Genomic DNA, 25,093 nt, shown 5'->3' on the forward strand with positions numbered 1-25,093 from the left:
AAATATGGCTGACAAAAAAACGTCACCGAGCGCGGCGGACTGGCAGCGCATCCGGCTCTTCGCAATGGATGTCGATGGCGTCCTCACCGATGGCACGGTGCGCATCTGCTCCGACGGGACCGAAACCAAGGTGTTCTCCATCCTCGACGGGATGGGGCTCGTGCGCCTCGCGCAGGCAGGGATCGCCACCGCGTGGATCAGTGGCCGCCCCTCCGAGGCCACGACCCGTCGCGCACGCGAGCTCAAGATCCCCCACCTCGTCCAAGGCCGTGTAGATAAACTCAGCGCACTGGGCGAGCTCGCCGCGCGGCTCAGGCTCCGCCCCGAAGAATGCGCCTACATGGGGGACGACGATATTGACGCCGCTGCGATTGCCTGGGCGGGGGTCGGCATCGCTCCGCCCGAAGCCATGCCCGCCGCGACAAACGCCGCGCATTACCTGACCGCACGTCCGGCCGGGCGCGGCGCCGTGCGCGAAGTGTGCGAGCACATCCTCGCCGCACGGCGCAGTGCGGAGCGGGAAAATACAGCCAAGGCCGCCTCCGCGGCCGCTGCCACTTCGGCTACTCCAGTCGATCACGCATGAATACGATTTACCTGAGTTTCCGCAGCCGCCACGGCCCGCGCCGCCGGCTCTGCACCGCGCTGCTCGCCGCCGCCCTCCTGGTCGCTCTCGCCGTGCAGCTCCGCGCTGCGCCCGAGCGCGGGCTCGGCACGCAGGCGCCGCTCAGCCAGTTCCGCCTCCCGACGTTTAACAGTGAAGGGCACCGCTCGATGTTGATTGAGAGCACGGAGGCCATCGTCGGTGCCACGCGGATCGAGTTGACCAACCTCAACCTTACGCTCTTCGACGGCACGGCGGCCAACACGATCGAGACCATCCTCCTGAGCCCGCAGGCCACCGCCTACCCCGAGGAAGAGACGATCAACGGCGAAGGCCCCGTGCGCATCATCCGCGACGACGTCGAAATCACTGGCACCGGCTGGCGCTACGAACACGCGCAGCAAAAAGTCACCATCGCCAAAAACACGCGCATCCAGTTTCGCGCCGCGCTCCCCGACCTCATCCGATGATCCGCCGTACGCCCCGACTTCTCTCACGTGTCAAGTGGCACGCAGCCGCCCGTGCGGGCACACTCGCGTGCCTCGCCGTTGCAATCGCTGCTCCCTCCGCACACACGCACGCCGCCGAGCCGCCGCCCACCGTGATTGAGTGCGTGGGCCCCGCCGAGTTGATCAGCAGTGATACCGAGAGCGTCGCCACGTTTCGCGACTCCGTCGTCGTCACGGGCAATAACCTCTCGCTGCACTGCGACTTCCTGAAAGTCGTCGCCACGCGCAAAGGCGATCCCGAGGCCACGCTCGGCCAGTACGGAAACTTCAAGTCGCTCGTCGCCACCGGCCACGTGCGCATCGTCCAAGGCGACCGCGAGGCCACCTGCGGCCGCGCCGAAGTCTTCCCCGGTGAGGACCGCATCGTCCTGAGCGAAAACCCCGTCGTGCGCAGCCTCGACGGCGAGTACACCGCCACCGGGCCGCAACTCGTCCTCTACCGCGGCCAACGCCGCGCCGTGATTGAGGGCAGCGCGAGTGCGCCCGCCCGGATCACGCTGCCACCGATCAAAGACCTGGGCTTCGACGACGATGCGGGCGGCGGCAACGCGAACAGCGCAAGCAACGGCAGTCCCGCAGCCCAGCCATGAGCGACCGCACTGCACAATCTCAGGTGCCAACCATGGCGCCGACCGCCACCGCCACCACCAGCGCAGATGCAAGCGCGGATGCTAGCGCCCCCCATGCCGATGCGGCAGCGCCGCCGCCGGGCCAGCTCGCCGCACAAGGGCTCGTCAAGACCTACGGCGCGCGAAACGTCGTGGACGGCGTTGACCTCACTTTCCGCCCGGGGGAGGTCGTCGGCCTCCTCGGCCCCAACGGTGCAGGGAAGACCACGACCTTTTACATGATGGTCGGCCTGGTGCCCGCGACGCGCGGCCGCGTCCACCTCGACTCTGCCGACATCACCCGACTGCGCATGCACGAGCGCGCCCGCCGCGGCATCGGCTACCTGCCGCAGGAGCCCTCCGTCTTTCGCAAACTCACGGTCGAGGAAAACCTGCTCGCCATCGCCGAGGCGATCCACGTGCCACGCGCCGAGCGGCGCCCCCTCGTGCAGCACCACCTCCAGGAGCTGGGGCTCAGCCACGTTGCCAAGCAGAAGGCATTCACACTCTCCGGCGGGGAACGCCGCCGCTTGGAAATCGCGCGCACACTGGTGACTCGCCCCAAGTTCCTGCTGATGGATGAGCCCTTTGCGGCGATTGATCCGATCTCCGTTGCCGAGGTGCAGCGCATCATCCTCCAGCTCAAGGCACGCGGCATCGGTGTCGTGATCTCGGACCACAACGTGCGCGAGACGCTGCGCATCGTCGACCGCGCCTACCTCATCCACCAAGGCCGCGTCCTCACCCAGGGCAGCGCCCAGTTCCTCATCGATGACCCGCAAGCCCGCGAGTTCTACCTCGGCGAGGACTTCAACCTCTGAGCCGCGCGCCTACCCGCACGCCAACCGCCAACCCTTCCCTCCACGCGCAAAGTGAAAAAAGACATTCACGGCATCACCGTCGGGCAGTTCTTCTCGACCTACGGAGAGAAGCTCAAAATGGAGCTGTTGACCCGCCGCGGCATGGGGCAAAACCGCCTCATCAAAGAAGGCTCCATCAACCGCCCCGCCCTCGCGTTGACCGGCTTCCTGAAATACTTCGCCAACAAACGGATCCAGGTCCTCGGCGCCGCCGAGATGACCTACCTGAAAACGCTCAGCCCCGAGCGCAGCACGCTGATCCTGCGCGAGATGGCGCGAAAGCAAATCCCCTGCCTCGTCCTCACGCGCAACTACCACGCGCCGCAGTGGATGCTCGCCGTGGCCGCCCAGCTCGGGCTGCCCATCTTTCGCACCCCCATGATCACGATGAAATACGTGAACATGGCGACCCTGTGCATCGACAACGAGTTTGCCCCCACGGGGATCGAACACGCGACCACCCTCGACATCAAAGGCGTGGGCGTCCTCCTGCGCGGCTCCAGCGGCATCGGCAAAAGCGAGTGCGCACTCGCCCTCATCCAGCGCGGACACTCGCTCGTCGCCGACGACCTGACGGTCGTGAAACTCCTCGACGAACGCGAGTTGATGGCCACCAGCCGCCCGCTCAACCGCGGCTGGATGGAGTGCCGCGGCATCGGTATCATCAACATCGCCGACATGTTTGGCATCAAATCCGTGCGCCACGAGAAACGCATCGACCTCGTTATCTCGCTCCAGGAGTGGACTCCCCAGGTACAGGAAGAGCGCACCGGTCTGGAACAAGCCTACTACAACATCCTCGGCATCAAAGTCCCCTACATCGAGCTGTACGTGCGCCCCGGGCGCGACATGGCCCGCCTCGTCGAAGTCGCTGCACTCGTCCAGGCCCTCAAACACATCGGCCACGACCCCGCCAAAGAATTTAACGACCGCCTCATCGCCTACATGGCCGAGCAAGCTACGCCCACGCCTACGCCAATGCTAAACCTGAACCCCTTCGCCGGCGGCTATCCGAGCCACGCGATCAACCCCTACGCGCCGAAAAACTAAAACATCCACGCCGCGCCAACGCAGCGACGCTTGGTAAACGGGGCGCGAATCGCGGCGCTTCACAAATAGCGAACCAAGCGAGCAGCGAGCCTGAGCGCTCAGCGTCCCCATCTCCCAAACACCAAGACCACCCGTAGCGCCCACTCTCACGCAGATCGCCCTTTACCCATGTCCGCCTCCACACTCCGCCACGACCAACGCCAAGCCGACCAACTCCGCCCGATCCAGTTTGAAATCGGAGTCGCCCCGAATGCCACAGGCTCGGCTCTCGTCTCCTTCGGGCAAACCCGCGTCATCTGCTCGGCCATGATCGAGCCCAAAGTCCCCGGCTGGATGCGCCAGCAAGGCGTCAAAGGCGGCTGGCTCACCGCCGAGTACTCGATGCTCCCCTACTCGACCCTCGACCGCAAATCGCGCGACTCCTCGCGCGGCAAACTCGATGGCCGTTCCGTCGAAATCCAACGCCTCATCGGCCGCTCCCTGCGCGCCGTCCTCGACCTCGATAAACTCGGCGAAAATACCCTGTGGATCGATTGCGACGTCCTCCAGGCCGACGGCGGCACCCGCACTGCGTCAATCACCGGTGCCTACGTCGCCGCCCGACTGGCCGTACAAAAACTGATCGACGCCAAACGCATCCCCGAAAACCCCTTTCGCGACTCCGTGGCCGCCGTCAGTGTCGGCATTGTCAAAGGCAGGCCCCTGCTCGACCTCGACTACCTCGAAGACAAAGACGCGGAAGTAGACTTCAACGTCGTCATGACCGGCAGCGGCCAGTTCGTCGAAATCCAGGGCGCAGGCGAAGAAGCCACCTTCACCCACGAGCAGCTCCAAAGCCTCCTCACCCTCGCCACCACCGGCCTGAAAACCCTCTCTGCCCAACAACAAACCACCCTCGCCCGAGCCCTCCTCACCACCACAAGCTAGCTAACCAAAGTTACTGTCCTGCTGCTTTAGCTACCTAAATGGCAACTTCACTGAGGCTCTCGGGAATTTAGAATTACACGAAAATCTTTTTGGAGAATATTTCAGTATATGTATCCCCTTTATAGATATTTGGCTTCTCCTGTTTGGTTTCGTAGATTGGTAGTCAGCTTTATTTTAGGGCTTAGGCGTTTCGTCTAGTGGATTGGTGATTATGGCTTAATGCCTTTGCCTCTATATTTAATCGATCACAGTCCATTTGTCGGGCCAAATACCTAGTTTAAGTAAGTAGGTGCCGTTGGAGATCAGCTCCAGCGGCGGAATATTAGTGAGGTGTTGATGCCACCAAATGCAAAGTTGTTATTCATTACGTATTCGTGCTGCATGTGGCGAGGTTCAGTGAGGTAGTCCAAATCGCCGCAGCGCGGGTCGATATTCCTCAAGTTTAGCGTAGGGGCGTACCAGTCATTATTGAGCATTTTTATACTAAACCAGGACTCTAATACCCCACAGGCTCCCAGGGTGTGCCCTAAATAACTTTTCTGTGAGCTGATTGGAATTTGGCTACCAAAGAGCGAATGTGTGGCCTGGGTCTCAGCAATATCACCATGTTCAGTCGCCGTGCCATGGCCGTTGACATAACCAATGGCTTGTGGCGCCAAACTGGCATCTTCGAGTGCTAGCTCCATAGCACGGCGCATGGTGGTGGCTTGCGGTCGGGTGACATGTGTACCGTCCGAGTTGCTACCAAAGCCAACCAGTTCGGCATGGATGCGTGCGCCCCGCGCTTGGGCATGCTCAAGTGATTCCAAGACGAATATCCCTGCGCCCTCACCAATTACCAGGCCATCCCGGTCTTTATCATAAGGACGTGGGGTCAGATGAGGTGTGTCGTTGAGCTGACTGGTGGCATAGAGTTTATCGAATACCATTGCCTCACTGGCACAGAGCTCTTCTGCACCTCCTGCCAACATTAGCTCCTGATGCCCATAGCGTATAGCTTCAAATGCATAGCCCAAGCCGTGGCTGCCTGAGGTACAGGCACTGGATGTGGGGATGATACGCCCTTTGAGCTCAAAGAAGATGCCAATATTAGCTGCGGTGGTGTGTGGCATCATGCGTACATATGAGTTGGCATTCAGCCCTTTGGCTGCGCCTTGCAGTTGCATTTGAGCAAAGGTACAGACGTCGGCAGTGCTACCGGTGGATGAGCCGCAAGCTACGCCCATTCGTCCGTCGGTGATATTGGGGCTTCCTAGTAAATTGGCATCGTTCAGGGCTAGCTCTGCGGCGTGTACTGCCATTTGAGATACCCGCCCCATGCTACGTAGTTGTTTACGTGTCCAATGTTCTGGCAAGGTGAATCCAAGCACAGGGGCGGCCAATCGTGTTGTTAAATCAGGAAACCTCGACCACTCTGGCATGACGCATATGGCACTTTTACCATTGGAAAAGGCTTGCTGCACACTATCCCAGTTTGAACCCAAAGCACTGATTCCAGCCATGCCAGTGACGACAACTCGACGTGGTATAGACATTAGCAGAGTCCTCCATCAGTGGGGAGTGTTTGGTGAATGATGTGTTCTCGTTGTGACATTTGGCAGGACTTTGGTGGTATTTTGACGGATTTTAGGACAATAGATTTAAGCGTAGTTTAGCTTTTATCTAACAAGGTGGAGCTGTCTTCTGGTTGATATATTTTTAATCGAGCTTGTGCCAAGAGACGAGTTCCATCGTGCAGCTTGCACTCAAAAGTACCCATGCCGCTAGGGTCAAGCAAGCTACGCTTGGCGAGGATTTTTAGTCTTGCTCCTGGTAATAGTCTACCACTGTGGTTTTCGTAGTGGCGTGTGCCGAGTAAAAATCCCAGTTGTATCGGTTTATTCGCTTTACGTGCCTGGCAACCGGCCCAAGCACCGACTGCTTGGGCCATGAGCTCCAAACCGATCCATACTGGCCAGGAGTCGTCGGGGAGCGAGTAGGGGCTAGGCTTGACCGTTGTTTCGGCAGTCAAACTATCGTCATCGAAGTGGCAGATAGCATCTAATAAAACCATATTACCGCTATGGGGTAATAGACTGCTCACAGGCCAATCAGTCGGGGGGATCACAGGGGGATTCATCAAGTCATATTTATTGAGTCTCAAGTTTCATTCGAAAAAATGAGACTGACGTTACTACCGCCAAAGGCAAACGAGTTACTCATCGCTACACGCGGTTTTCCTCGGGGGTAAGTGTGCTTGGCATGAGTCAGGCTTAGCACGGGCAGCGTGGGGTCTACTTGATTGTCCCAAAGATGAGGAATCAGGCGCCCTTCTGGATTTCGTGTTGGGAGCAGGGTTGCCCAGGCTAGTGCCGCTTCAAGCGCGCTGGCAGTGCCCAGCGTGTGTCCAGTCAGCGGTTTGGTTGAGGTGCACGGAACACCTCGGGGGAATATCCTCTGCATGGCCAAGCTTTCCATTGCGTCGTTGTGTGCGGTTCCCGTGCCGTGCAGGTTTACCCAGCCAATGTCGTTTGCGCTAACCTTGGCGGTTTGTAGCGCGGCCTGCATAGCCTCGATTGCTCCAGTGCCATCCGGATGAGGGGAGGACATGTGGTAAGCATCGGAGCTGGCACCACCCCCAAGAAGGGAGATCGACTCAGGATCATGTTTTTCGCGCGTCATTAAGAATATGACGCTCGCTTCACCAATATTGATGCCGCGTCGCGTAACAGAAAATGGCCGACAGAGCACAGGGTCTATGGCCTCTATTGCAGCAAAACCATTAATCGTCAAGCGACACAAGGTATCGGCTCCGCCACAGATTACAGCATCACATAGATTCATCGAAAGGAGGTGCTGTGCGGAAAGTAAGGCTCGTGCACTGGATGTACATGCAGTCGAAATCGTATAGGCTATGCCGCTTAGGCCAAGCCAACTGGCCAGAAATGAGGCGGGTGAAGATAGCTCTTGGCGGCGATAATCATAGTCCAAAGGCCATTCCCCCTGTGTCGCCAGCGTCTCAAAAGCTGGTGTATTTTCGTTTACACCAGAGGTGCTCGTCCCTAACACGACGGCAATCCGGAGTGCTCCATATTGGGCAATCGCGACTCGCAGTTGCGGTTCGATTTGCTGTGCGGCTGCGAGCAGGAGCTGATTGTTACGACTGCGGTAGTGTGCTGGCAAATACTCGGGGATAGGCGGTAACGCACCACTGAAGCGACCTAATGTCAATGCGTGATCGGAAACCCAGCCCATTTCCGGCTGCATGCCGGAGGTGTCCGCAGCAAAGGCATGTTGAGCGACTGTATTAATGCCTGCGCCCAAGGCGCATACGACACCGGGAGTAGAGAGCCAAGTTCTCATTTGACTTGAGACTCCTCTTCTGTGGCCAGTGGTGAGACTTTCCAAACTGTCCCATCCGCATGTTTAATAGAAAAAGTCGCATTTTTATACATGCTTTCAGCAGAAGGCCAATGCACTATCCAGCGGGCCTGTCCTTGGTGAAATAGTGCTCGGTTGATACTGCCATCTGCTTGAGGAGAGTTCCGCCAGTTTTGTTTCCCATAGGAGGTGTTTAGCTCTTGCTCAGGCACCCAGGCGAATAGCAGTGCCGCGAACATCTCTCGTGCTTGCGGATTTGGGTAGATGAAACCATCATTACGCCAACGGCCCTGTTGTAAGATCTGCCGTGCGTCAGGAATCCCTAACGGATCAAAGCGTAGCCAGCGCAATGAAGCGCCCTCCTTCTGTACAACGATTTGCCATATTGGTCGAATAATAAATGGGATGGGGGGCGGATTGGATTGGGTTTCTGTTACTAAAACACGATGGGGGAACTCCGTTAGAGTGGTAACTGAAATACCTTTGGGTACAGGGATACTTTGGGAGGCGCAGCTGGTTAGCAACGCCAACATACCTATGCATAGGCTACTCTGCCAATTCCGTATAGCAGAGCGTAGGAAATACGGTAGTCGATTCATCTTTGAGGGCTCTGGCGGCATAGCTCGCTTAGCGTGCGCAAGCGGCGTCGTGGCTCGGCAACAAATGGATTTGTGGTGTCCCATGCATAGCCAGCTAAAATAGAGCTAATCATGCGGCGAATACCGGGTTGTGCTTTTTCGTAAAAGACCAAGTCTTGAAATTCCCCGCTGTACCAACCTTCGACGTATGCACGGAAAGTCTCTACACCTACTTGTAGAGGTTGGGAGAAGTCTGTTTCCCAATTAACGGTTTCCCCACTTAATTGACGGTGTAGAGCTTCGGCTGCGAGTTTGGCCGAGCGTAGAGCTATGGTGATGCCGGAAGAGAAGATGGGGTCGAGAAACTCTGCGGCATTGCCCAACAAGGCGTAGCCTGGACCATGCAAGCGGGTGACATTGGCCGAATAGCCACTCATCGTACTGGCTGGTGTATCCCAAACGGCATTGTGCAAGATCCGCTTTAGATTGGGGGCTTCGTCTACCAAGCGGCGTAGTGTAGCCAGCGAGCCTTCTTCTAATGGCGCGATTAGAGCAGATTTGCCCACCACCCCGACTGAGCTGCGACCGCTGGAAAAGGGAATAACCCAGTACCAAATCCCACGTTCCTGCGGATGTATGCTGATCAATATTTTTTCGCGGTCGAACTGTATATCATCAATGCGATCTTCAATGTGGGTGAATATTGCTTTGCGTGGAGGAAAGCTGGAGGGGCTCTCTAGATCCAGTAGTCGCGCCAGTACTCGCCCATAGCCACTGGCATCAAGTACGTATTCGCTTTGTACTTGATAGATGATGTTGCTATTGGCTAAATCACGAACTGTCAAAATCGGATTGCTATTCGAGAAGTCGGCCGAAATGACTTCCTGGCGATAGCGTACTTCTACACCTTGCTTCATAGCCTCATTAGCCATAATTTGATCAAAGTGGGCCCGTTGGACCTGGAATGTTGTGCCTGGGCCGGGGCTGAACTTATCACGAAAGTCAAACCAAGTATAGCGATCTCCCCAGCCGAAGGCAGCTCCATTTTTGATCTGGAAGCCGGCTGCCTGCACCGCGGGCAACATGCCCGCTTCTTCGATAAACTCCAAGCAGTGTGCCAACAGGCTTTCTCCGATAGAGAAGCGCGGAAACTGTTGACGCTCCAGTATCAGTACCTCATGTCCCTTGCGCTTGAGCAAGGCTGCGGCGACGGCTCCGGCAGGACCCGCACCAATGATTGTGACTGTTCTATGTTTAATCGGTTTTATAATCAGAATATTTGGGGTTTGGAAAGAGCTGGTCAACGAGCTCATTTATCTTTTTCTCTGCGTTAATGAACTTCTTGAAGACGCGCCCGCCACCTCGCCTTGCGTCATAAAGGGCTCTTCCGACCTGCTGTCCATTTTCAAATACTCGTATGTCGAGATAGGTCATATATATCAGCTCCATTGCGCCGTATACGTTGTTGAGAGAGCACTGATAGAGGGGATAGTGCCAACCGGATGTTTTTTAACTGTAAATCCTCTTTTTTCCAATGCAGCCTGGTAGGTGTCGGCAAAGCTTTCGCGGACGCCATCTTCCCAGGGGATCATCGCTATGGTGGTTCCTAAACTTGTAGTGGTTTTTACTGGCTCAACTCTTTGTCTAATGGTACAGGCACCAAATAGTAAGCTGAGGCTTGCGATAGTCAGGAGTCTGATTAAGCACGATTTCATGAGAGCTATTGGAGGGGGGGCTTTATTGGGTTCTATGGTTTTCTTTGCGCGTTTCTTTGGGGTGACTTGATCCACAGGGCGAGGAGAAGCGAAAATGCTACTCCCAAGGCGACTGACAAGCCAAAATTGGCAATTACTGGTGTTTGACTGAAGGCCAGAAGCCCAAATGAGAGCAGGGTGGTGGTCGCACTTAAGAGAATGCCGACCAAGCTGGCCGCAGCGCCAAAAACCCCTTCGTACATGAAAATGGCGTAATCTACGCCCAAGGCGGAGACCAGTAACAGGCCAAACAGACTAAATAGAGTTAAGGGTTGCCCTGTCCAGCCCAGAACAGCCAAGCTTAAGACAACCGCGCACAGGGGTACGGCCAAGATTCTGATAATAGACGCGCGGCCAAGTGTTAGCCCGAGGAGTAAAGCTGCAGCGATGTAGGATAATAGCTTTAACTCTGCGGCCTTCGCCCGTGTGGCGGTAAATAACTGGTTTAAATCTCCACTGCGATCAATGAACGTAACGCCGGTGATACCTTGTACGGCAAGGCGTAGGGCTTCACTATTTTTCAGGTCAAAGAGTGTGACCAGCCCAACCATACTTCCTTCGTGTTGTCCGAGCCATAGGTTTTGCCAAGCTTCAGCATGATGACCTGTAAGTGCTGTATTGATATCAGTCAGTGGTAGCTGGGCTACTGTGTGCAGCTCGGCTTGCAATGCCTCAAGTGGAACTCCCAAGTCGATGATCGGTTGCCAGATTGCCTGTCTTTGTGCCAGGCTCGTTAGTTGATTTTTTAACTCAAGCTGCTCATCCTGTGAAGTCACTAATTGGCTTAATGCTTGGTAGGATCCAATCATGCCGTCTTGTTTTAATTGGTCCAAGGCTAGAGTTAGCGTTTTTTGGCGCTGCAAGAGTTCGGTTTCGCTGGCCGCCTGGACTAATAAAAACTGACTGCTGGGCATGATACCAGTGAGTTCGCCAATTCGTTGTGCTTGGTGTAGTATCTCGGGCTCTAGAGATAGCCACTGGCGCAGGTCATCGTATAGGGCGAGACGGTGAATCCCTCCGAAAGCTCCTAGTGTAATAAGTGATAGAGATAGGTACAGGGATTTGGGGTAACGAGCCAAAATAGTAGATAGCCGCAATAGGGTTTGTGCGAGCCGTAATAGCGGTGGCCACGGGCGTGGCTGCCAGCGGTGAATCAATGTCGGCAGTTGATATACTGTGCAGGCGTAGGCCCCTAGCAACCCGGCGGCGGAGAATATGGCTGTTTGCGTTAGCGCCATAAAGGGCGTGAAGAGCAGGGCTAAGTAGCCAATGAGGCTAGCTGCAAGGCTGATGGTGACTCCAGGGAGCACACGTCGCAATGCAGTGTTTGCATGCCAAGGCTGCATGCCGTAGCTTTTCCCGAGCCAATGTAGAGGGAAGTCAACGGCTACACCAATAAGGCTCGTGCCGATGACTAGTGTTAAGATGTGTATGGAGCCAAACACCAATATACAGGTTGCAATGCCGACCGCGAGTCCGGTCAGCACTGGAAGAAAAGCCAATAGTGCTCTTGGGTGGCGGAGGGCCAGTAAGAGAAGCAGAGTAATTCCAACGGTGGCGGCACTGCCAATAAGTGTGACTTCTCGCGTAGCTTGCGTGCGCCCTTGATCAGCATATAGCGGGCCGCCAGCAACGAGAAGCTCGGCATCAATTGCCTCCATGGCGTTACGGTCTTGTATGATTTGTGCGCTAAGTGTCTTCTGCTGCCCTGTGCCGGAGCTTGGGCTATTGAAGGCATCTGTATGGGTATAGGCCCTCAGCAGAATCCATGTTTTGTTACCGGCTTCTGCTTGCAGTGTGCCACTTGATAGATCGTAAACCAAGTTGCTGTGGCTTGCTCCTAGGAGGTTGTTTTGAGCATAACTGGCTAGTCCCAATAAATCCTGGCCTAATGGGACCGCACCTACAGATGAAAAGGGGTCGGAGAGTTGTGCCGCTCGTTGTGCGATATACGTTTCGGGTTGGCGGACGAGCTGCCGGCGTTGCGCGACTGGTAAGAGGGCCAATCGGTGCTTAAGTAACTGCGCGCGCAGGGTAGCTAGGTCTATGCTTGGCTCAAGCTCTACAAATGAGAATAAATTGCTTTTGCGCCAGCTTGTGGCCAGCAGCTGTGCTGCCTCCAAGGCTTGCTCGGCCTCCTGGTGTGCGACCAAGGCAAGTACCTGGTGCGACAACGGGGCTTGGATACGGTCTTGAGCAAACTGCCGCAGTTCCCGGGGTAATTTATCGTTTGACTGAGTCGAACTCGTTTGGGGGACGAGTGCCAGTACATCAAACGAAATAGGCCAACCATGCCGACATTGCCATGCCGCCAAGCTTAGCAGTAGTATGAGTGCTAGTTGAGATAGACACTCGGCTGTACGACAGCTCTTTTTAATGCTTGAAAGCATACTGTTCTTCGGTCGTGAGCTGTTCTGTAAATGTCAGGTGACTGAATGTAATGACAGTGTAATCCCCTTGGGTTTCGTATAGTTCAATTTTCGAGATTGTTTCGCCTCCTGTGATTTTGATTTTGTTAAAAATTTGACGCAATAGAGCCGATTTGGGTGTTAGTGTTAGTTGCCAGTCTTGCGGCTGGCCTGTTAGAGCAAGGTTAAACCGTTTTTGCAGCTCGACCATGTTTCCTTTCAATACATCTAGAAATAGTTGAGTTTCTCGGTTCTTTGAGTGAGAGGAAATCCACTTAAAGGAGTTTGGCGAGCTAGCCGTGGGGGGAAGAGGGGCCAGGCGATCTACACCTTTAGGTGTAATGCGTAATGTGTGTGCGATGGGGAATCTTATGTGCCACAGTAGCCCCTCGCCATTAACGAGAGTGAAGGACCCCCAATACCGTAAAGGACTATCCAGGCTACGTAGGAATTTTTCTTGAGAGAATGAGCCACGGATAATGTGGATGGCTTGCAGCCTTTGTTGTAAATCGCTTGGCTCAAAGGCACGTACTGAGCCAGTACCTGGTATGGCGATGTGAATTAAGAATAAAAGTATGAAATTGTATCTCATGGCGGGCGAGGTTAATCGCTTGTCGAGTTTTTATCCCAGAATGGGTAGAAGTTAAACCATTGCAACGGGGCCTGTCCGCAATAACTCGCCAGGCGACTGGAATAGAGTTGGATGTTTTCGGAAGTAGTACTAGCTCGCTGTTGACGTGGAATAAGTTGGCTATCGGTTAATCGCTCTATAATCACAGTAAAGCGCTTTGCCGCGCGCTTGGGATTTCGTAGGCATACAAGTAGATTGACTTCACAGCGTAGTAAGGCTGCCAAAAGCCACGGGCCTTGTGGGAACCTGGCCGGGCCACCGAGAAAGCTAACTTCTGTGACGCGTTCGCCGGAAACTGGAGTGCGATCCCCAGAGATTGCTAACCATTCGCCTTGATCTAGGCGTTGTGCCAAATCTAGCATTATGGCAGGGGTGAGTTGGGTGACTTCAATCAGGTGAATGTTAGCTCTGGTCTCTGCTAGTAATCGGCTAAAGCGCTGCGCGTTTTTGCTATGAACCAATACGTTGAGTCTTATACCAGTGACCTGTCCGGCTAGTGCACGCGTGATTTCGACATTGCCCAAGTGTGAAGTTATAAGGATTTGTCCGCGCCCCTTGCCCATTTGTTTGTGCAGACCATGGGGATCAATGAGTTCTAGGTCTGCTCGGGTGATTTTTCCGTTCCACACATCCAGCTTGTCCAGCAACGCTTGGGCAAAGGCGAGGTATTGGCGATATACTGGTGCGGTGCGCGGGAGGTGAGCTTTTAGCTGTGATGATTGGCGCAACCGCTCCTGATAATATGCGATGGCCTGTCTAGCATTGCGGTTGGATACATAGAAGTAGAGCACCACCAACCAGATAACCGGGGTGAGGATTCGCCGTCCGAGCAGGCGGGCAGCACCGAAGCCGAGGCGCATCAGGAACAGGCTGCCTCGCTCGTTTTGTTGTGCCCAGTGAGTACTATGCACTGACTTTTCGAGCTTTGTAGTCATGCGGCTCGGTGATTGCGCCAGCGCTGCTGAAGTAGCTTGGGTAGCCGGAGCAGCATTCCGAAAAATAGTCGCGCATGCATCCAGCTGATTCGCAGATTATCGCGGAGCAGCTTAAAGTGTGAAATGCCGTCCTCTGGGTAGTATATACGGACTGGTAGCCAACGCATCGGCACGCCGCGCCAAGCCAGACGAACGAGGATTTCGGTGTCGAAATCCATGTACTTCCCCAAGGTTTCAGCGTGAATAAGATCTACAGTGCTGCGTAAGGGATAGATGCGAAACCCACACATCCCATCGGGGATATTGGTAGACAAGGTATTAATCCATACCCAAATGCGTGTCGCCCAACGTCCATATAAACGGTTCTTGGGAGCATCTTTACCGTAAATCGGCATGCCTCCTATCAGAGCACCCGGCTCCCGTTTTGAGGTTTCTATAAAAAGAGTGATTACCGACAGGTCGTGTTGCCCATCTGCGTCGATTTGGAGTGCGTGAGTGTACTGCATCTCTAAACACCGTTGCAACCCCGTTATTACGGCGGCACCCTTGCCGCTATTTTGAGGTAAACGAATCAAGTCGGTTTCTCCTTTTTGGGCCACACAATCGATGATTGTTGCACATCGCATGTCGGAGCCATCGTCAATGAGTAAGCAAGGGAGGTCAGCCTGCCGCACTGTTTCTACAATCGCAGGCAGGCGAGCCGTATGGTTATAAACTGGAATGAGGACTATAGGGCGATACGATTGGGGCATAACTTATCGATTGGTAATCCACCCAGAGGAGCAGGGGGTATCTCCATTTCTAAAGATGAAATGCAGTTTTTCTTCCTCTACATCAAAGTACAGTGTTAGTGTCAATATATCGCTTGGGAGTATGATTTTCTGGAACTTGAGGGCCTCCAGGCTGCCAAAGCGAAAATCGGGGCAGATTTTAGGCAATAAGCTTTGTTGTGCGATTTCCATAGCCCAGCCGATTTGCGCAACGCCTGGTACAACCGGCATATCGGGGAAGTGGCCGCCAAAATACACCAGGTCATAAGGGATTTTTATTGCGTATTCATAGGTGTGTGGCTTTGCATTTGTACGGCTTGTCAGGGCTTGGAAATCCGGCCTGTGCGGACGGCTTATGACTGCCTCCTCGAAGATGGATTTGGTGACTTTGCCTTGCGTGTCTACCGGTAATTGCTCAAAGAAACGCCAGATACGCGGTATGGCCAACGGCTCGATTTGTCCTATCAAGCTCCTGCGAAGGTGATTCACCAATGCTGCGCGACCTTTGTTACGCAAGAGCCGTAGCCCCTCTGTAGATAGGGCGACTAGCGCTGCCAGTCGATGTGCCTGTGTGGTGGTCGTATTGGGGGCTGAGCCGACATGTACTTGTGAGACTGCTGGGTGTTGGGATAGCGCATTTTCCAGTATCGGGAGTGCAATACGTTTGCCCTCGATTTTAACAATACGGTCCAAGCGTTCGCGTAGCCGGAACCCATGTGTCGTCAACTCTGCGCCATCTGATGTTTGTTCGCCTTCTGTTTGAACCCAGGGAGACTGTACGTGTAAGGCACCGTGAGCATTGAGGCTAACTGTTACGCTGCGAAAGGGGTGCCAATCATCCGCGCCACTACGAAACGCAATGACGCCAGTTTCTGAGCTGCCATAGATTTCGACAGGTCTCTGTCCCAAGTGCTTCAGGAGCAGGTCCGACACAGCCAGTGGCAACGGGCCGCCTGCCGAGTAGATATGCACGATTCTTTCTCGCAGTGGGCCCCAGTTGATTTGATCTCCCAGGCGCTGTAACAGCGCCGGACTCGCAACCCAGACAATACGAGGGTGCATGAGACTGGCATGCTGCAAAGATTCCGGATATGGGCGCTGCGGACGGTCGATCATTACACCGGCAGATAGTGGCCAGAGTATCCGAAAGGGTAAGCCGTACATATGTTGCACGGATACGCTGCCTAGCACGCAGTCTACAATATCGGGGTGCATGGGCCATTGTTGCTGCAACGCACTGATTTCAAGCTGTAGTTGTTGCCAGTGTTTGCGGATTTGCTTGGGCGTGCCACTAGAGCCTGATGTGCATAGGATAATTTCGTGTTGTGGGTTTAGCTCGCAGGCAGCTAGCGATGCCACATCGGGTGCCTCATCGGGTAACTGTGCGGACGAATTAATACGCCATTGTTTTGCCGCGGAAACATACGGAAGCTCCACATCACTTAACCACAGGTCAACTTGACCGGATAAACTGTTGGCCGTGTGTGCTTGTGCATCAGGGCTTAGCACGGCGGTGATACCCGCGCGCCAGCAGGCAAATAGCGCGATTGAGAATAAGGCGGCATCTTCAAACCACAATGCCGCTTGTTGAACGCCGTGCGAACGCAAGGCGGCAGCGAGCTGTAAGGAGTGCTGCGTCCATTGGCTGTGCGTCAATGCAGGCTGATCTGCAATGAGCCTATCGGTACTACCAGGCAGTAGTAGATGCGCAAGTGGCGTTAATGGCGTGTGGGGCATTGCTTTCTTACTCCTTGCGGTATTTGGGGCGCAGCCACCACTCTCCTAATAGCAAAGTCCCCATGAGTACGTAGCTGATTGCACCATTGTAGATAGCCCACCAAGCCCAGGTTCCCCAGAATGCAAGTGCGGCAGCAATACTGCCGTTCACGGCAAAAAAAAGACACCAGATCATTGTGACTTTGCGTGTGTAACGCACCGCTTGTGGTGGTAAGTCCGCATACCTAAGACGGGCGATCTGTTCAATGATGGGGAGACCAAATTTTAGGCTTAGCCCAAATAAGGTCAGAAACAGGGTGTTGACCAGAACAGGGTAGACTCGCAGCCAGATTTGAGTATCTCTGGCGAAAAATAGGTCTGCGGCGGCCAGTCCTAGGCAAAAAAATACCATCAGAAACGGCAGAGGTCGAGAAAGCCGGGGGGCCAAGGTATTACTGGCTGATGAAGTGAGCGCACGTAACAGCCACAGCAAAGCGAGACCCAAAGCTACCCAAGCGGCAGAAATACGCCCCAAGCTGAAATATACGCCAAACGGATAGGCGATGGCTGTGAGCAGCAACGCCGAAGCAAACAAGCGTTTCATGTGGCTGGAGGTGTAGTGGGCGTATCTAGATGTGTTCCAGTATCTTGAGCAGGCAGAGAAGTGCCTTGCTGTTTTTTTAGCAGGGCCTGAATCACATCTTCTACAGTACGCACCGTACGGAAATCGCTGGCTTCCAGCTTTTGCCCCGTTGTACGTTGTATGTGGTCGATAAGGTCAATCGCATCTATGCTATCGATTTCCAGGTCGGTATAGAGGTTTGACTGAGGTATTATTCGCTCCGGCGCGATTTTAAAGAGCTCCACAAGAGCACTACGCAGTGTAGTAAAAATTTGATCGTAAGTATACATGAGGCTATGCGGCTTGTTGGTTGCGGATAAATGCGGCAAGATTGGCGATGCTTGAGAAATGGTCACGCATATTGCGTGTTTCTGGATCAATCGTGATTTTATAGCGCTTCTGTAGGGCTAGCCCAAGCTCCAGCGCATCGACCGAGTCGAGCCCCAGCCCGTCGCCGAATAATGGAGCTGTGTTTTCGATATCATCGGGAGTGATGTCTTCTAGCCCGAGGGCATCGATAACTAGCGATTTCAGTTCTTGTTCTAGCGATTGTGTCATAGTGGGATTGGGCTCAGTGTTTGGTCTTGTTGTGTGACGGGGGGCTGAAATTTTGTATTTTTCGATTTAATTGCAGCGTGGTGTCAAAATAGTTGTGCAGGTATTCATTCATTTTACGCCCGGCGATTGGTAGCGGGTACTTCTTTTCCCATTCGAGAGGGGAGATATCTTCTCCTGCCTCAATGCGATAGTGCATACGTCGATGGGGAATGTGATACCAGGGCATCCCTTTGGCTAGTGATCGTGGCTGCATGTGGATGACTACAGGGGTAACGTGGCTAGCCCCGCGTAGGGCAATGGCACAGGCTCCCCGGTGGAATCGGGGAGCCTCGTTTAGTGGTGTACGCGTCCCCTCAGGGAATATAATGAGGGTTTCGCCCTGCCGTAAAACTTGAGCTGCTTTATCGAGCATTTCCGCGCTGGCATCGTTAGGGATATAGCCACAGGCTCTGATTGGCCCACAGGTGAATATATTTTGGTATAGCCCACGTTTGACGATGCAGTTGGCATTAGGGATTAGGCTGATCAGGAATACGACATCCAGCAAGGAGGGATGGTTGGCGATGATCATTTGCCCCGGGCGCCCCAGCTTTTGGATATTCTGGAGCTGCATCGTCAAGACGCCCGTACCTATCATGAAGCGTGTAAACAGCCTGAATGTGTGATGCACTACCCACCGTGCGCGGCGCTGGCGGGTTTGAGCATCGCCCCCTGCGAGTCGTTGTGCGGGAAAAACGAGGAAGTGCAAGATGATGCTGCCTGCACCAAAAAGGCTGAAGGCCAGCCCGGTGGCCAACAGGCGCCACAGCCAGAAATCCTGACGGCGTGTTATCTGTGTGGTGTCTGCCTGGTTCATGCCGTCGGTTGCCCTGACGGAGTTGAGTTGCGTGTCCATCGCCAGCGGCGCGGGCTGTTTGCGCCTGCATGCTGCCAACTAAGGGTGCCCAGTAGCAGGTGGCGCAAGAGGTTCAGTGGATTTGGCCAAAGTGGTGTTGGGGGAGGGGCTAGCTGCATCGAATCTGTGTCTCGGGTTAGTTTCGTGGGCGAGGGAACTACGGGATTTAGCGTGAGACTCCAGTCATTTCCGGAGCGTAATTGGAATGCGGTGACATACGAGTGGGGCACATCCGCTATCCAGCGAGCGTAGGCAGAGGGGGGCCTCTCTTCGGCAACTACGACTAGAACCTCCTCGTGACCAGCACGTAGCATAAGCACAGCTTCGATAAACGCGTGTTCCAGCCCATCGTCTTCTGCGGCCAGAGCAACGGACTCTGCTGTTTCGCCGCGCATGATCGACCACTGTGCGGCGATCGCGTTGTGCACTGACAGGCAAAACGAGGTGGGGGAGAGAGGCTCGCCAGCCGCCAAGGTCTGCAACAACTGGAAGCTGCGGCGCGTCTCACCGTGGCGCGAAGCAAACACTAGCGGGGCATTCCTGCGCCTCTTCTCTGCTAAGGGCCAAGCACATTCAAAAACTCCACGTGCCAAGGTACTTAGGCGCCTTCGCTGGATGGGAGGCAGGAAGCCCAGTTTAGACGTTTTGGGCTTGCCTCCGAGCGGACAAAATGGTGCGCGAGCCCATCGCTCCCATTCTTGTGGATCTACCAGGTTTTCTGCCCAGCCTTGCCATTGTGCGATGGAAAATGTGAACATGGGGGATGACGCTTTTCCCAAAAACAACCGGCTATGATTTTGGTTATTGCAATGAAATAATTGGCAGAAATAACCTCCTCCTCGTTGACTGCCCTCAGTACAGGTGGACGTGTTTTAACAGTATGCTTTAATCTCGTGAGACTCAGTGATGAATTCTATGTGGCTTGGGCTGGACCTACCGCTGCGCAGCGCTACTGCGCACAGCATTTATCCGCTGAGGATGCCCAGCGGGCATTGCTGCCTCGTGGTACAAAAGCTTGGCTGGACTGGCAAGTGAGCCGCGCTTTACTGCAACAATTTCGCCCCGGAATCTTGGAGAGGGCGTGTTCGCTTAGCCATAGTAGTGGGCATGCAGTATGCGTTGCCGCTCCGTCGGCTTGGCGCGTAGGAATTGATTTGGAGCGAATAAAGACTCGTGATGTTTTTCGTTTGGCAAACTGGGTATGCTCTAAAACCGAATGTCAGGTGTTAAATAAAATAGAGAAAGAGGAAGGTGAGTTAGCGAAGATACATCATTTTTATCTTTTATGGACATTAAAGGAAGCCTTCATCAAGGCAGCAAACCTGGATTTCCCGGGGGATATGGCCCGTGTAGGTCTGGAGTATACCTCTCCAGAAAAGGCAATTTTGATAGCTCCGTCGCGGGGCTGGCACGTACACTCTTGGCTTGTAGGTCTGGAGTGGGTTGTCTCAGTTGTTTTTAATGATCCCTCTACTTTAGCGTCTAACCCGATAATTCCTCGCTGGCATACCATGCCAGGCTGCGAACTCCCAGATAGAGAACTCATTTTTTCGGCCTCCACGGTTTAACTTATGATTCCGTCTCCTTTGTATGCTCCATTTTGGAGTGAGGTTATTCCTGGGCTAAGTTCGCCCATGAAAAGGAATTGGTTACTGCGTTCTGGCGCTCTTACTGAGGCTCTGCGGAACCTGGGCAGGCTGGAATTACAGGTGGTAGACGAATACCCCTGCGAAGCTGCACTTGATGAAGCATCGGCACTGGGCGGTATGCGAGGTGAACGGGTCTGGATACGCGAAGTACTGATGCGCGTTGACGGTCAGTTTGTGGTTGCGGCCAGGAGTGTTGCGCGGTTGGCGGCGGTGTATGGGGCGTGGAAAGGAATGAGGGAGCTGGGCGACCGCCCGCTTGCCGAAATACTTTATCACGACCATAGCATTGCCCGCTCTGATTTTGCCTTGACCTGCGTGCAGTCTCCGCTTGCGCTACATGCGGTGTTGCAGCGGCTAAATCCGGATTGGGTGGCCCGCCCGGATTTACTTGCGCGCCGCTCAGTTTTTTTGCGCCAAGGCCAGTCGTTGTTGGTGAGCGAGTGCTTTTTGCCCGATTTCTGGGGTATGGTGCGTTGGGTTTGAGGAGGCGGGGAGTGGGTATTTTTATGGAGCGCTAGGGCTTGCGGTTGGAGAGGGCGGGAGCCTAGCCAGATGGGTTTATGTCCCTGAAGCTTTACACTTATGCGAAGTGCAGCATGTGCCGGAATGCGGCCAAGTGGCTGAGGGCGCGCGGGGTTGATTTTGCCGAATATCCGATTCGCGAAACGCCGCCAGTGTCGCAGAGCTGCGCCAGATACTGGCCACTTATGGAGGGGCGTTGCGCCGGATTTTTAATACTTCGGGCATGGACTACCGCGCCCAAGGCTTGGCGCAAAAGCTCCCCGCGATGATTGAGGCCGATGCGCTCGCACTGCTTTTGGGCGAGCCCTTCATTGAGGCCTCGTCAGTGTGGCTTACACAGAAGTCAGGAATATGGGAGACGTGCTGTGAATTATGTGCTATGGTGGTGATTATGAAAAGAGAGATGGACGGACGGTTTCACATTCTGCATTGGAAGAGATGCGGCTGGTTGGCTTGTCGCGGATGCCTCGGCAGTCAACAGCAAAGGCGGGTTTTGGTTCAGCACCTATCAGGCGCGGAGCGTTGTCCAACTGCTGCGCAAGATGATGCAAGGCGCAAAGCGCCCCCTGCACCTGGTGCTCGATAACCTGCCCGCGCACAAGATCGCCGCCGCCCGCGGCTACGTCGATGAACTCGCCCAAATCAAAGCCAACCCCAACCTCGTCAGATCATTCTTCAATCACCCAATCGTCTCATATGTTTCTGACTTATGAGTAAATCGGGGCGCAATTCGGAGAGCTTTTCCAAGAAGGCCTCCTTACGATGGGGCGAAATCGCGATTCGCTCACCGCTCTTTAAAGTCAGCATCACACAGTTTCTCGCATCCGTCACATAAGCCGTAAAGCTCGGCTGACCGATCGTCTTGAACTTGCCGTAATAGCCCCAGATCCCTCCACTACCCCATAGGCGAACCGTTTTGTATATGATGTGAATTTTAAGCGCATCGACTTCCTATATATCTCCTAAAGGGATGAATAGGGAAGCACGCCCTCTTCGCTTAATACTCAACTTGTTAGCTCCAACTTCATACCCCATTACCCTAGAGCAATAAAGCCATCCCAAAACACTCAGTATGGCTATAGCAATCAGCCCAAAGGTTATATACGAGCCCCAACCCTGACCAAGGCTCGCATAGGCTGGAGCCAAAGCCGACAGGATAAAGACCGAGAAAAGTATTGTTATAATCTTCACCGAGGCAGATAACTTCGCCTCAAAAAACGTAGCCGAATTATCGTAGCTCATCTCAAGCCTCCTGTTCTTTAGTTTAGAGTTATATAAATCCTATAGCATCAGTATCATGGCCAAAGCTTACTTCTTGCGTTTACCGTGATGAGTAAAGCCCGCTTGCTGGATTTGGAAGGCATTTACTCGCCCCGTCTTGTCGCGTTTGAAGTCGATATCCGCACCGATTTCGAAGGCAGAAAAGCGGTCTTTACCGCGATGTTGCAGAGAAAATATGCTCTGGCCTGCAGGCATTTCGATTGGCCCCTCTCCTACGGCCTGGGCTTCGAGCGCGTCACCCTTTACGCGAATGATCAGCGAGAAACCGGGTATCAGCTCGTAGTTCCCTGCGTAGGCGGCCAAGCCCGACTCAGCTTGTACAGGCTCGGCCTTTTCCACGTGCTTAGCTGCTTCCTTACGTTTACCGCGGAGTGTTTGGCCGGCTTGGTGGAGTTCGAGGGCGTCGACTTGGCCGGAGGCGGTGCGTTTAAAGTGGATTTCGACACCGAAGGCCGGAGCGGCGAAGCGGTCTTCGCTGCTGTATTGAAGGGGGAAGGTGGGCTGCCCTGTGGCCTGGGCTTCGAGTGCGCCGTCTTTTACGCGAATGGTCAGCGAAAAGCCGGGCATCAACTCGTAGCTTCCCGCGTAGGCAGCCAAGTCTTGCTCCGATAAGGCTAGTTCCGGCAAAGCCGTGCTCGCGGCTTCAGGAGTTTCGCTCGCTGCATCCTTACTCACCGCAGCGCGGGTCTCACTTGCCCCTATGCGAGTAGCAGTGATGGCCCCTCCGCCTTGGTACCAAGTGAAGGAGTAGGTCCCGTCGGCTTGCTTGGGCCGCAGCCGGGCTTCGAACTGGAGCGGGAAAAAGTCTCCCTCAGTATCGTAGCCCATTTCGAACTCGGGCTGGCCTGCACCTTGAACGAAAAGGTGCCCGCCGCGCTGCCGCAGTGTAATCCGCAACCCTGCGAGCTGATACTCGCCCGCGAGTGCATCAAGCAGCTCTTGGGGCGGATCGATTCGCAAGCGCGGGGCATCCAGCGGGATGTCCTCTGGGGCCAGCAGGTGCAGTCCGAGGCGTTGTGTGCCGCCGATTGTGTTCCAAGCGGTGTCGGATAGGGCAACCACACCGCGCTGGGACTCAACATCGAAGCCCACAAAGGCGGAGAAGCCGCCCGTCCCTCCGGCGTGAAAGATGAGGGTACGGCCGCCGACCTCGCGCTGCATCCAGCCAATACCCAACCCATCGTAGGGCTGCCCGCTGATCTCAAATCCGTCGTGAAGCCGGTGGTGGGCGAGCCGCAGCGCAGGCCCGATGCCCGCCTCCTCCGGAGCAAGCTGCGCCTGTACGTAGCGGATCATGTCGTCGAGGGGCGCACGCACTCCGCCCACGCCGGCCATGCTGGTGGCGAAGTGCCACGCGGGCGTAGGCTGCGCATTGTTCGCCGTGTGGCCGACGGCCGCGCGAATGCCCGCGGGGCGTTTTTCAATATAGGCCCCAGTCATCTCCAGCGGTGAAAAAAGCCGCTCGCGCAGCAAGGTTTCCAAATCGGTCTCCGCGTGACGGGCTAGCGCATAGGACAGGAGCATGAAGGCAAAATTGGAGTACGCGAACTGCGTGCCGGGCGGCTCGCGCAGACTCACTTCGGCGAGCGAGGCGAGTAGAGCCTCCTCGGTGAGGTTGGCGTAAGGGTTATTGGGGGTGGTGACCTGTAACCGCGAAGGCAAGGGCGGCAGGCCGCTCGTGTGCGTGACCACGTGTCGCAATAAAATGGGTTGTCCTTCGAAGCTCGGTACTGGCGTGCCCGCGGGCAGCCAGTCGCTCAGCGGATCGTCAAGCGAGGCTTCGCCACGCAAAATCAAATCGGCCAGTAGCGCGGCGGTCATCGTCTTGGTCACCGAGCCGATTTCAAAGGCCGAGTCGGGCCCGATGCGCAGCGCGCGGGCCCCCTCTTCCGCGGCCACAAAAGCGCGAGAGATGCCCTCCGGCTCAATCACTGCCACCGCCAGATTCGCCCCCGTGCGATCCCCCGACAGTCGGCGCGAGACGATAGCCTCGAGCTCGGCATCGCTCATTGCCGGGACGCTCGTGGGCGCGAGCGCGAGGAGAGAAATAAATGCGGCGGCTGACGCCAGTGCACGGGAGTAACGGGACTTCATGACAGGAGGGGGCGGAGGGGATTTTCGGGGAGAAGGGGGAAGCGCTGCGGCTGGCGCAGCCGACGGGGGGATCGGGAAAGCGACGCGAGAAAGGGAAAAAGCGGTGCAAAGGAAACTCGCCTGAAAATCCGTGTAAATACGCATCGGCCCGGCGGGGCAGAAAAATCTCCCCACGGGGTGCCAGACCGAAGCCCACTTTTTGCCGCCGAGTGAAGCGCCGCGCCGCAGACGACCGCGCAGGAACCGCAGCGCAGCCGGCCAAACTGTGGAGCCGGAGTGGACTCGACAGGAAGAGCGGACAGGCCCAAGTCCTTCGATCATGGCTTTTACTTATGAGCGCACGATTCGACTGGCGGATACTGATGCGGCGGGGGTCGTGTTTTTCGCGCGTTACCTCGCGCTTTGTCACGAAGCCTACGAGGCCGCGCTCACCGCAGCGGGTTGTCCGGTGCAGTCGTTCTTAGGGCGCGACAGCGACACGCTGATCCCGATCTCCCGAGCGAGTGCCGACTACCTGCGCCCGCTCATTTGTGGCGATGTCGTGCGCATTTCCGTACAACCGGCGCGACTTTCGGAAGATAGTTTTGCGATCAACTACGAAGTCCGGCGCAGCGGAACGCCCGAAAAAATCGCCGCACGCGTGCGCACCGAGCATGTCGTCACCTCGCGTTCGCAGCGCACACGCGCTCCCCTCCCCGCCGCGTTGGCAACTTGGGTTGATGCGGGCTAGTGGCGGGGCAGCCGAGACAAAGGCATCTCGCG

Annotated in this window: 28 protein-coding genes and 1 pseudogene; 11 read left to right on the forward strand and 18 right to left on the reverse strand. The window is 55.4% G+C overall.

The features are described from left to right. The first annotated feature begins 4 nt into the window (after positions 1–4). From AXK11_RS03210 to rph, 6 genes are all read left to right on the forward strand, one after another. Positions 5–586 (forward strand): KdsC family phosphatase, encoded by a 582-nt coding sequence (locus tag AXK11_RS03210; protein ID WP_068629260.1) that lies wholly within the window; start codon positions 5–7, stop codon positions 584–586. Then, entirely contained in the window at positions 583–1,074 is a 492-nt protein-coding gene (gene lptC, locus AXK11_RS03215) for an LPS export ABC transporter periplasmic protein LptC (RefSeq protein WP_068629262.1), read from the forward strand. The genes AXK11_RS03210 and lptC overlap by 4 nt, the downstream gene beginning before the upstream one ends. Beyond that, positions 1,071–1,703, forward strand: coding sequence for an LptA/OstA family protein (locus tag AXK11_RS03220; protein ID WP_068629264.1), 633 nt, complete (start codon positions 1,071–1,073; stop codon positions 1,701–1,703). The genes lptC and AXK11_RS03220 overlap by 4 nt, the downstream gene beginning before the upstream one ends. 32 nt (positions 1,704–1,735) lie before the next feature. Then, positions 1,736–2,542, forward strand: a complete 807-nt coding sequence (gene lptB / locus AXK11_RS03225; protein ID WP_068629266.1) for an LPS export ABC transporter ATP-binding protein — start codon at positions 1,736–1,738, stop codon at positions 2,540–2,542. A gap of 51 nt (positions 2,543–2,593) precedes the next feature. Beyond that, on the forward strand, positions 2,594–3,631 hold the full coding sequence (gene hprK / locus AXK11_RS03230; RefSeq protein ID WP_231865742.1) for an HPr(Ser) kinase/phosphatase: 1,038 nt from the start codon (positions 2,594–2,596) through the stop codon (positions 3,629–3,631). Positions 3,632–3,799: 168 nt separating this feature from the next. Continuing rightward, a complete protein-coding gene (gene rph / locus AXK11_RS03235) occupies positions 3,800–4,558 on the forward strand; it encodes a ribonuclease PH (RefSeq protein WP_068629268.1) in 759 nt (252 codons plus the stop codon). Between the two features lie 302 nt (positions 4,559–4,860). On the opposite strand, the gene AXK11_RS03240 is transcribed toward rph, so the two are convergent. The 16 genes from AXK11_RS03240 to AXK11_RS10355 form a co-directional block, all read right to left on the reverse strand. Next, entirely contained in the window at positions 4,861–6,093 is a 1,233-nt protein-coding gene (locus AXK11_RS03240) for a beta-ketoacyl-ACP synthase (protein WP_068629270.1), read from the reverse strand. Between the two features lie 116 nt (positions 6,094–6,209). Further along, entirely contained in the window at positions 6,210–6,641 is a 432-nt protein-coding gene (locus tag AXK11_RS09270) for a hotdog family protein (RefSeq protein WP_197456777.1), read from the reverse strand. 56 nt (positions 6,642–6,697) lie between these two features. Next, positions 6,698–7,900 carry a beta-ketoacyl-[acyl-carrier-protein] synthase family protein gene (locus tag AXK11_RS09275; RefSeq protein ID WP_082780818.1) on the reverse strand — a complete coding sequence of 401 codons (1,203 nt, stop codon included), beginning with the start codon at positions 7,898–7,900 and terminating at the stop codon, positions 6,698–6,700. Further along, positions 7,897–8,451 (reverse strand): hypothetical protein, encoded by a 555-nt coding sequence (locus tag AXK11_RS09665; RefSeq protein WP_156469172.1) that lies wholly within the window; start codon positions 8,449–8,451, stop codon positions 7,897–7,899. Before AXK11_RS09665 ends, AXK11_RS09275 begins: the two co-directional genes overlap by 4 nt. A gap of 62 nt (positions 8,452–8,513) precedes the next feature. After that, positions 8,514–9,809, reverse strand: a complete 1,296-nt coding sequence (locus AXK11_RS03245; RefSeq protein WP_197456778.1) for an NAD(P)/FAD-dependent oxidoreductase — start codon at positions 9,807–9,809, stop codon at positions 8,514–8,516. Positions 9,810–9,935: 126 nt separating this feature from the next. Further along, complete coding sequence (locus AXK11_RS09985; protein ID WP_197456779.1) at positions 9,936–10,286, reverse strand: hypothetical protein; 351 nt, start codon at positions 10,284–10,286, stop codon at positions 9,936–9,938. Then, entirely contained in the window at positions 10,244–12,424 is a 2,181-nt protein-coding gene (locus AXK11_RS03250) for an MMPL family transporter (RefSeq protein ID WP_197456780.1), read from the reverse strand. Before AXK11_RS03250 ends, AXK11_RS09985 begins: the two co-directional genes overlap by 43 nt. A gap of 199 nt (positions 12,425–12,623) precedes the next feature. Beyond that, on the reverse strand, positions 12,624–13,250 hold the full coding sequence (locus tag AXK11_RS09670) for a LolA family protein (protein WP_068629274.1): 627 nt from the start codon (positions 13,248–13,250) through the stop codon (positions 12,624–12,626). Between the two features lie 11 nt (positions 13,251–13,261). Then, entirely contained in the window at positions 13,262–14,224 is a 963-nt protein-coding gene (locus AXK11_RS09285; protein WP_082780819.1) for a lysophospholipid acyltransferase family protein, read from the reverse strand. Further along, the gene (locus AXK11_RS03260) at positions 14,221–14,976 is read right to left on the reverse strand and encodes a glycosyltransferase family 2 protein (RefSeq protein ID WP_068629275.1); all 756 of its coding nucleotides are present in this window, start codon (positions 14,974–14,976) and stop codon (positions 14,221–14,223) included. Before AXK11_RS03260 ends, AXK11_RS09285 begins: the two co-directional genes overlap by 4 nt. A gap of 3 nt (positions 14,977–14,979) precedes the next feature. After that, on the reverse strand, positions 14,980–16,731 hold the full coding sequence (locus tag AXK11_RS03265) for an ApeI family dehydratase (RefSeq protein ID WP_068629277.1): 1,752 nt from the start codon (positions 16,729–16,731) through the stop codon (positions 14,980–14,982). A gap of 7 nt (positions 16,732–16,738) precedes the next feature. After that, the gene (locus AXK11_RS03270; RefSeq protein ID WP_068629279.1) at positions 16,739–17,314 is read right to left on the reverse strand and encodes a COG4648 family protein; all 576 of its coding nucleotides are present in this window, start codon (positions 17,312–17,314) and stop codon (positions 16,739–16,741) included. Next, a complete protein-coding gene (locus AXK11_RS09290; RefSeq protein WP_082780820.1) occupies positions 17,311–17,622 on the reverse strand; it encodes an acyl carrier protein in 312 nt (103 codons plus the stop codon). The genes AXK11_RS03270 and AXK11_RS09290 overlap by 4 nt, the downstream gene beginning before the upstream one ends. A 4-nt stretch (positions 17,623–17,626) precedes the next feature. Beyond that, entirely contained in the window at positions 17,627–17,890 is a 264-nt protein-coding gene (locus AXK11_RS03275; protein ID WP_068629281.1) for a phosphopantetheine-binding protein, read from the reverse strand. Between the two features lie 13 nt (positions 17,891–17,903). Then, a complete protein-coding gene (locus AXK11_RS03280) occupies positions 17,904–18,746 on the reverse strand; it encodes a lysophospholipid acyltransferase family protein (RefSeq protein ID WP_068629308.1) in 843 nt (280 codons plus the stop codon). Next, entirely contained in the window at positions 18,743–19,543 is an 801-nt protein-coding gene (locus AXK11_RS10355) for a beta-ketoacyl synthase chain length factor (RefSeq protein WP_082780821.1), read from the reverse strand. The genes AXK11_RS03280 and AXK11_RS10355 overlap by 4 nt, the downstream gene beginning before the upstream one ends. Before the next feature lie 84 nt (positions 19,544–19,627). Between AXK11_RS10355 and AXK11_RS09300 the strand changes: the two genes are divergently transcribed. The 4 genes and pseudogenes from AXK11_RS09300 to AXK11_RS09675 form a co-directional block, all read left to right on the forward strand. Continuing rightward, a complete protein-coding gene (locus AXK11_RS09300; protein WP_197456782.1) occupies positions 19,628–20,353 on the forward strand; it encodes a 4'-phosphopantetheinyl transferase family protein in 726 nt (241 codons plus the stop codon). 3 nt (positions 20,354–20,356) lie between these two features. Continuing rightward, positions 20,357–20,917 (forward strand): chorismate--pyruvate lyase family protein, encoded by a 561-nt coding sequence (locus tag AXK11_RS03285; RefSeq protein ID WP_068629283.1) that lies wholly within the window; start codon positions 20,357–20,359, stop codon positions 20,915–20,917. 113 nt (positions 20,918–21,030) lie between these two features. Next, positions 21,031–21,225, forward strand: coding sequence for a thioredoxin domain-containing protein (locus AXK11_RS10170; RefSeq protein ID WP_231865744.1), 195 nt, complete (start codon positions 21,031–21,033; stop codon positions 21,223–21,225). Between the two features lie 186 nt (positions 21,226–21,411). Continuing rightward, positions 21,412–21,669: pseudogene (locus AXK11_RS09675) on the forward strand (hypothetical protein); the annotation flags it as partial. Here AXK11_RS09675 and AXK11_RS10395 read toward each other — a convergent pair. Then, positions 21,632–21,889 (reverse strand): PH domain-containing protein, encoded by a 258-nt coding sequence (locus tag AXK11_RS10395; RefSeq protein WP_082780823.1) that lies wholly within the window; start codon positions 21,887–21,889, stop codon positions 21,632–21,634. The pseudogene AXK11_RS09675 and the gene AXK11_RS10395 sit on opposite strands and share 38 nt — an antisense overlap. A 375-nt stretch (positions 21,890–22,264) precedes the next feature. Next, complete coding sequence (locus tag AXK11_RS03290; protein ID WP_068629285.1) at positions 22,265–24,331, reverse strand: serine hydrolase; 2,067 nt, start codon at positions 24,329–24,331, stop codon at positions 22,265–22,267. A 319-nt stretch (positions 24,332–24,650) separates the two neighbouring features. Here AXK11_RS03290 and AXK11_RS03295 point away from each other — a divergent pair, with 319 nt between their 5' ends. Continuing rightward, on the forward strand, positions 24,651–25,061 hold the full coding sequence (locus tag AXK11_RS03295; RefSeq protein WP_068629286.1) for an acyl-CoA thioesterase: 411 nt from the start codon (positions 24,651–24,653) through the stop codon (positions 25,059–25,061). The last annotated feature ends 32 nt before the right edge of the window (positions 25,062–25,093 follow it).

This window comes from Cephaloticoccus primus (assembly GCF_001580015.1).
GTDB lineage: Bacteria > Verrucomicrobiota > Verrucomicrobiia > Opitutales > Opitutaceae > Cephaloticoccus > Cephaloticoccus primus.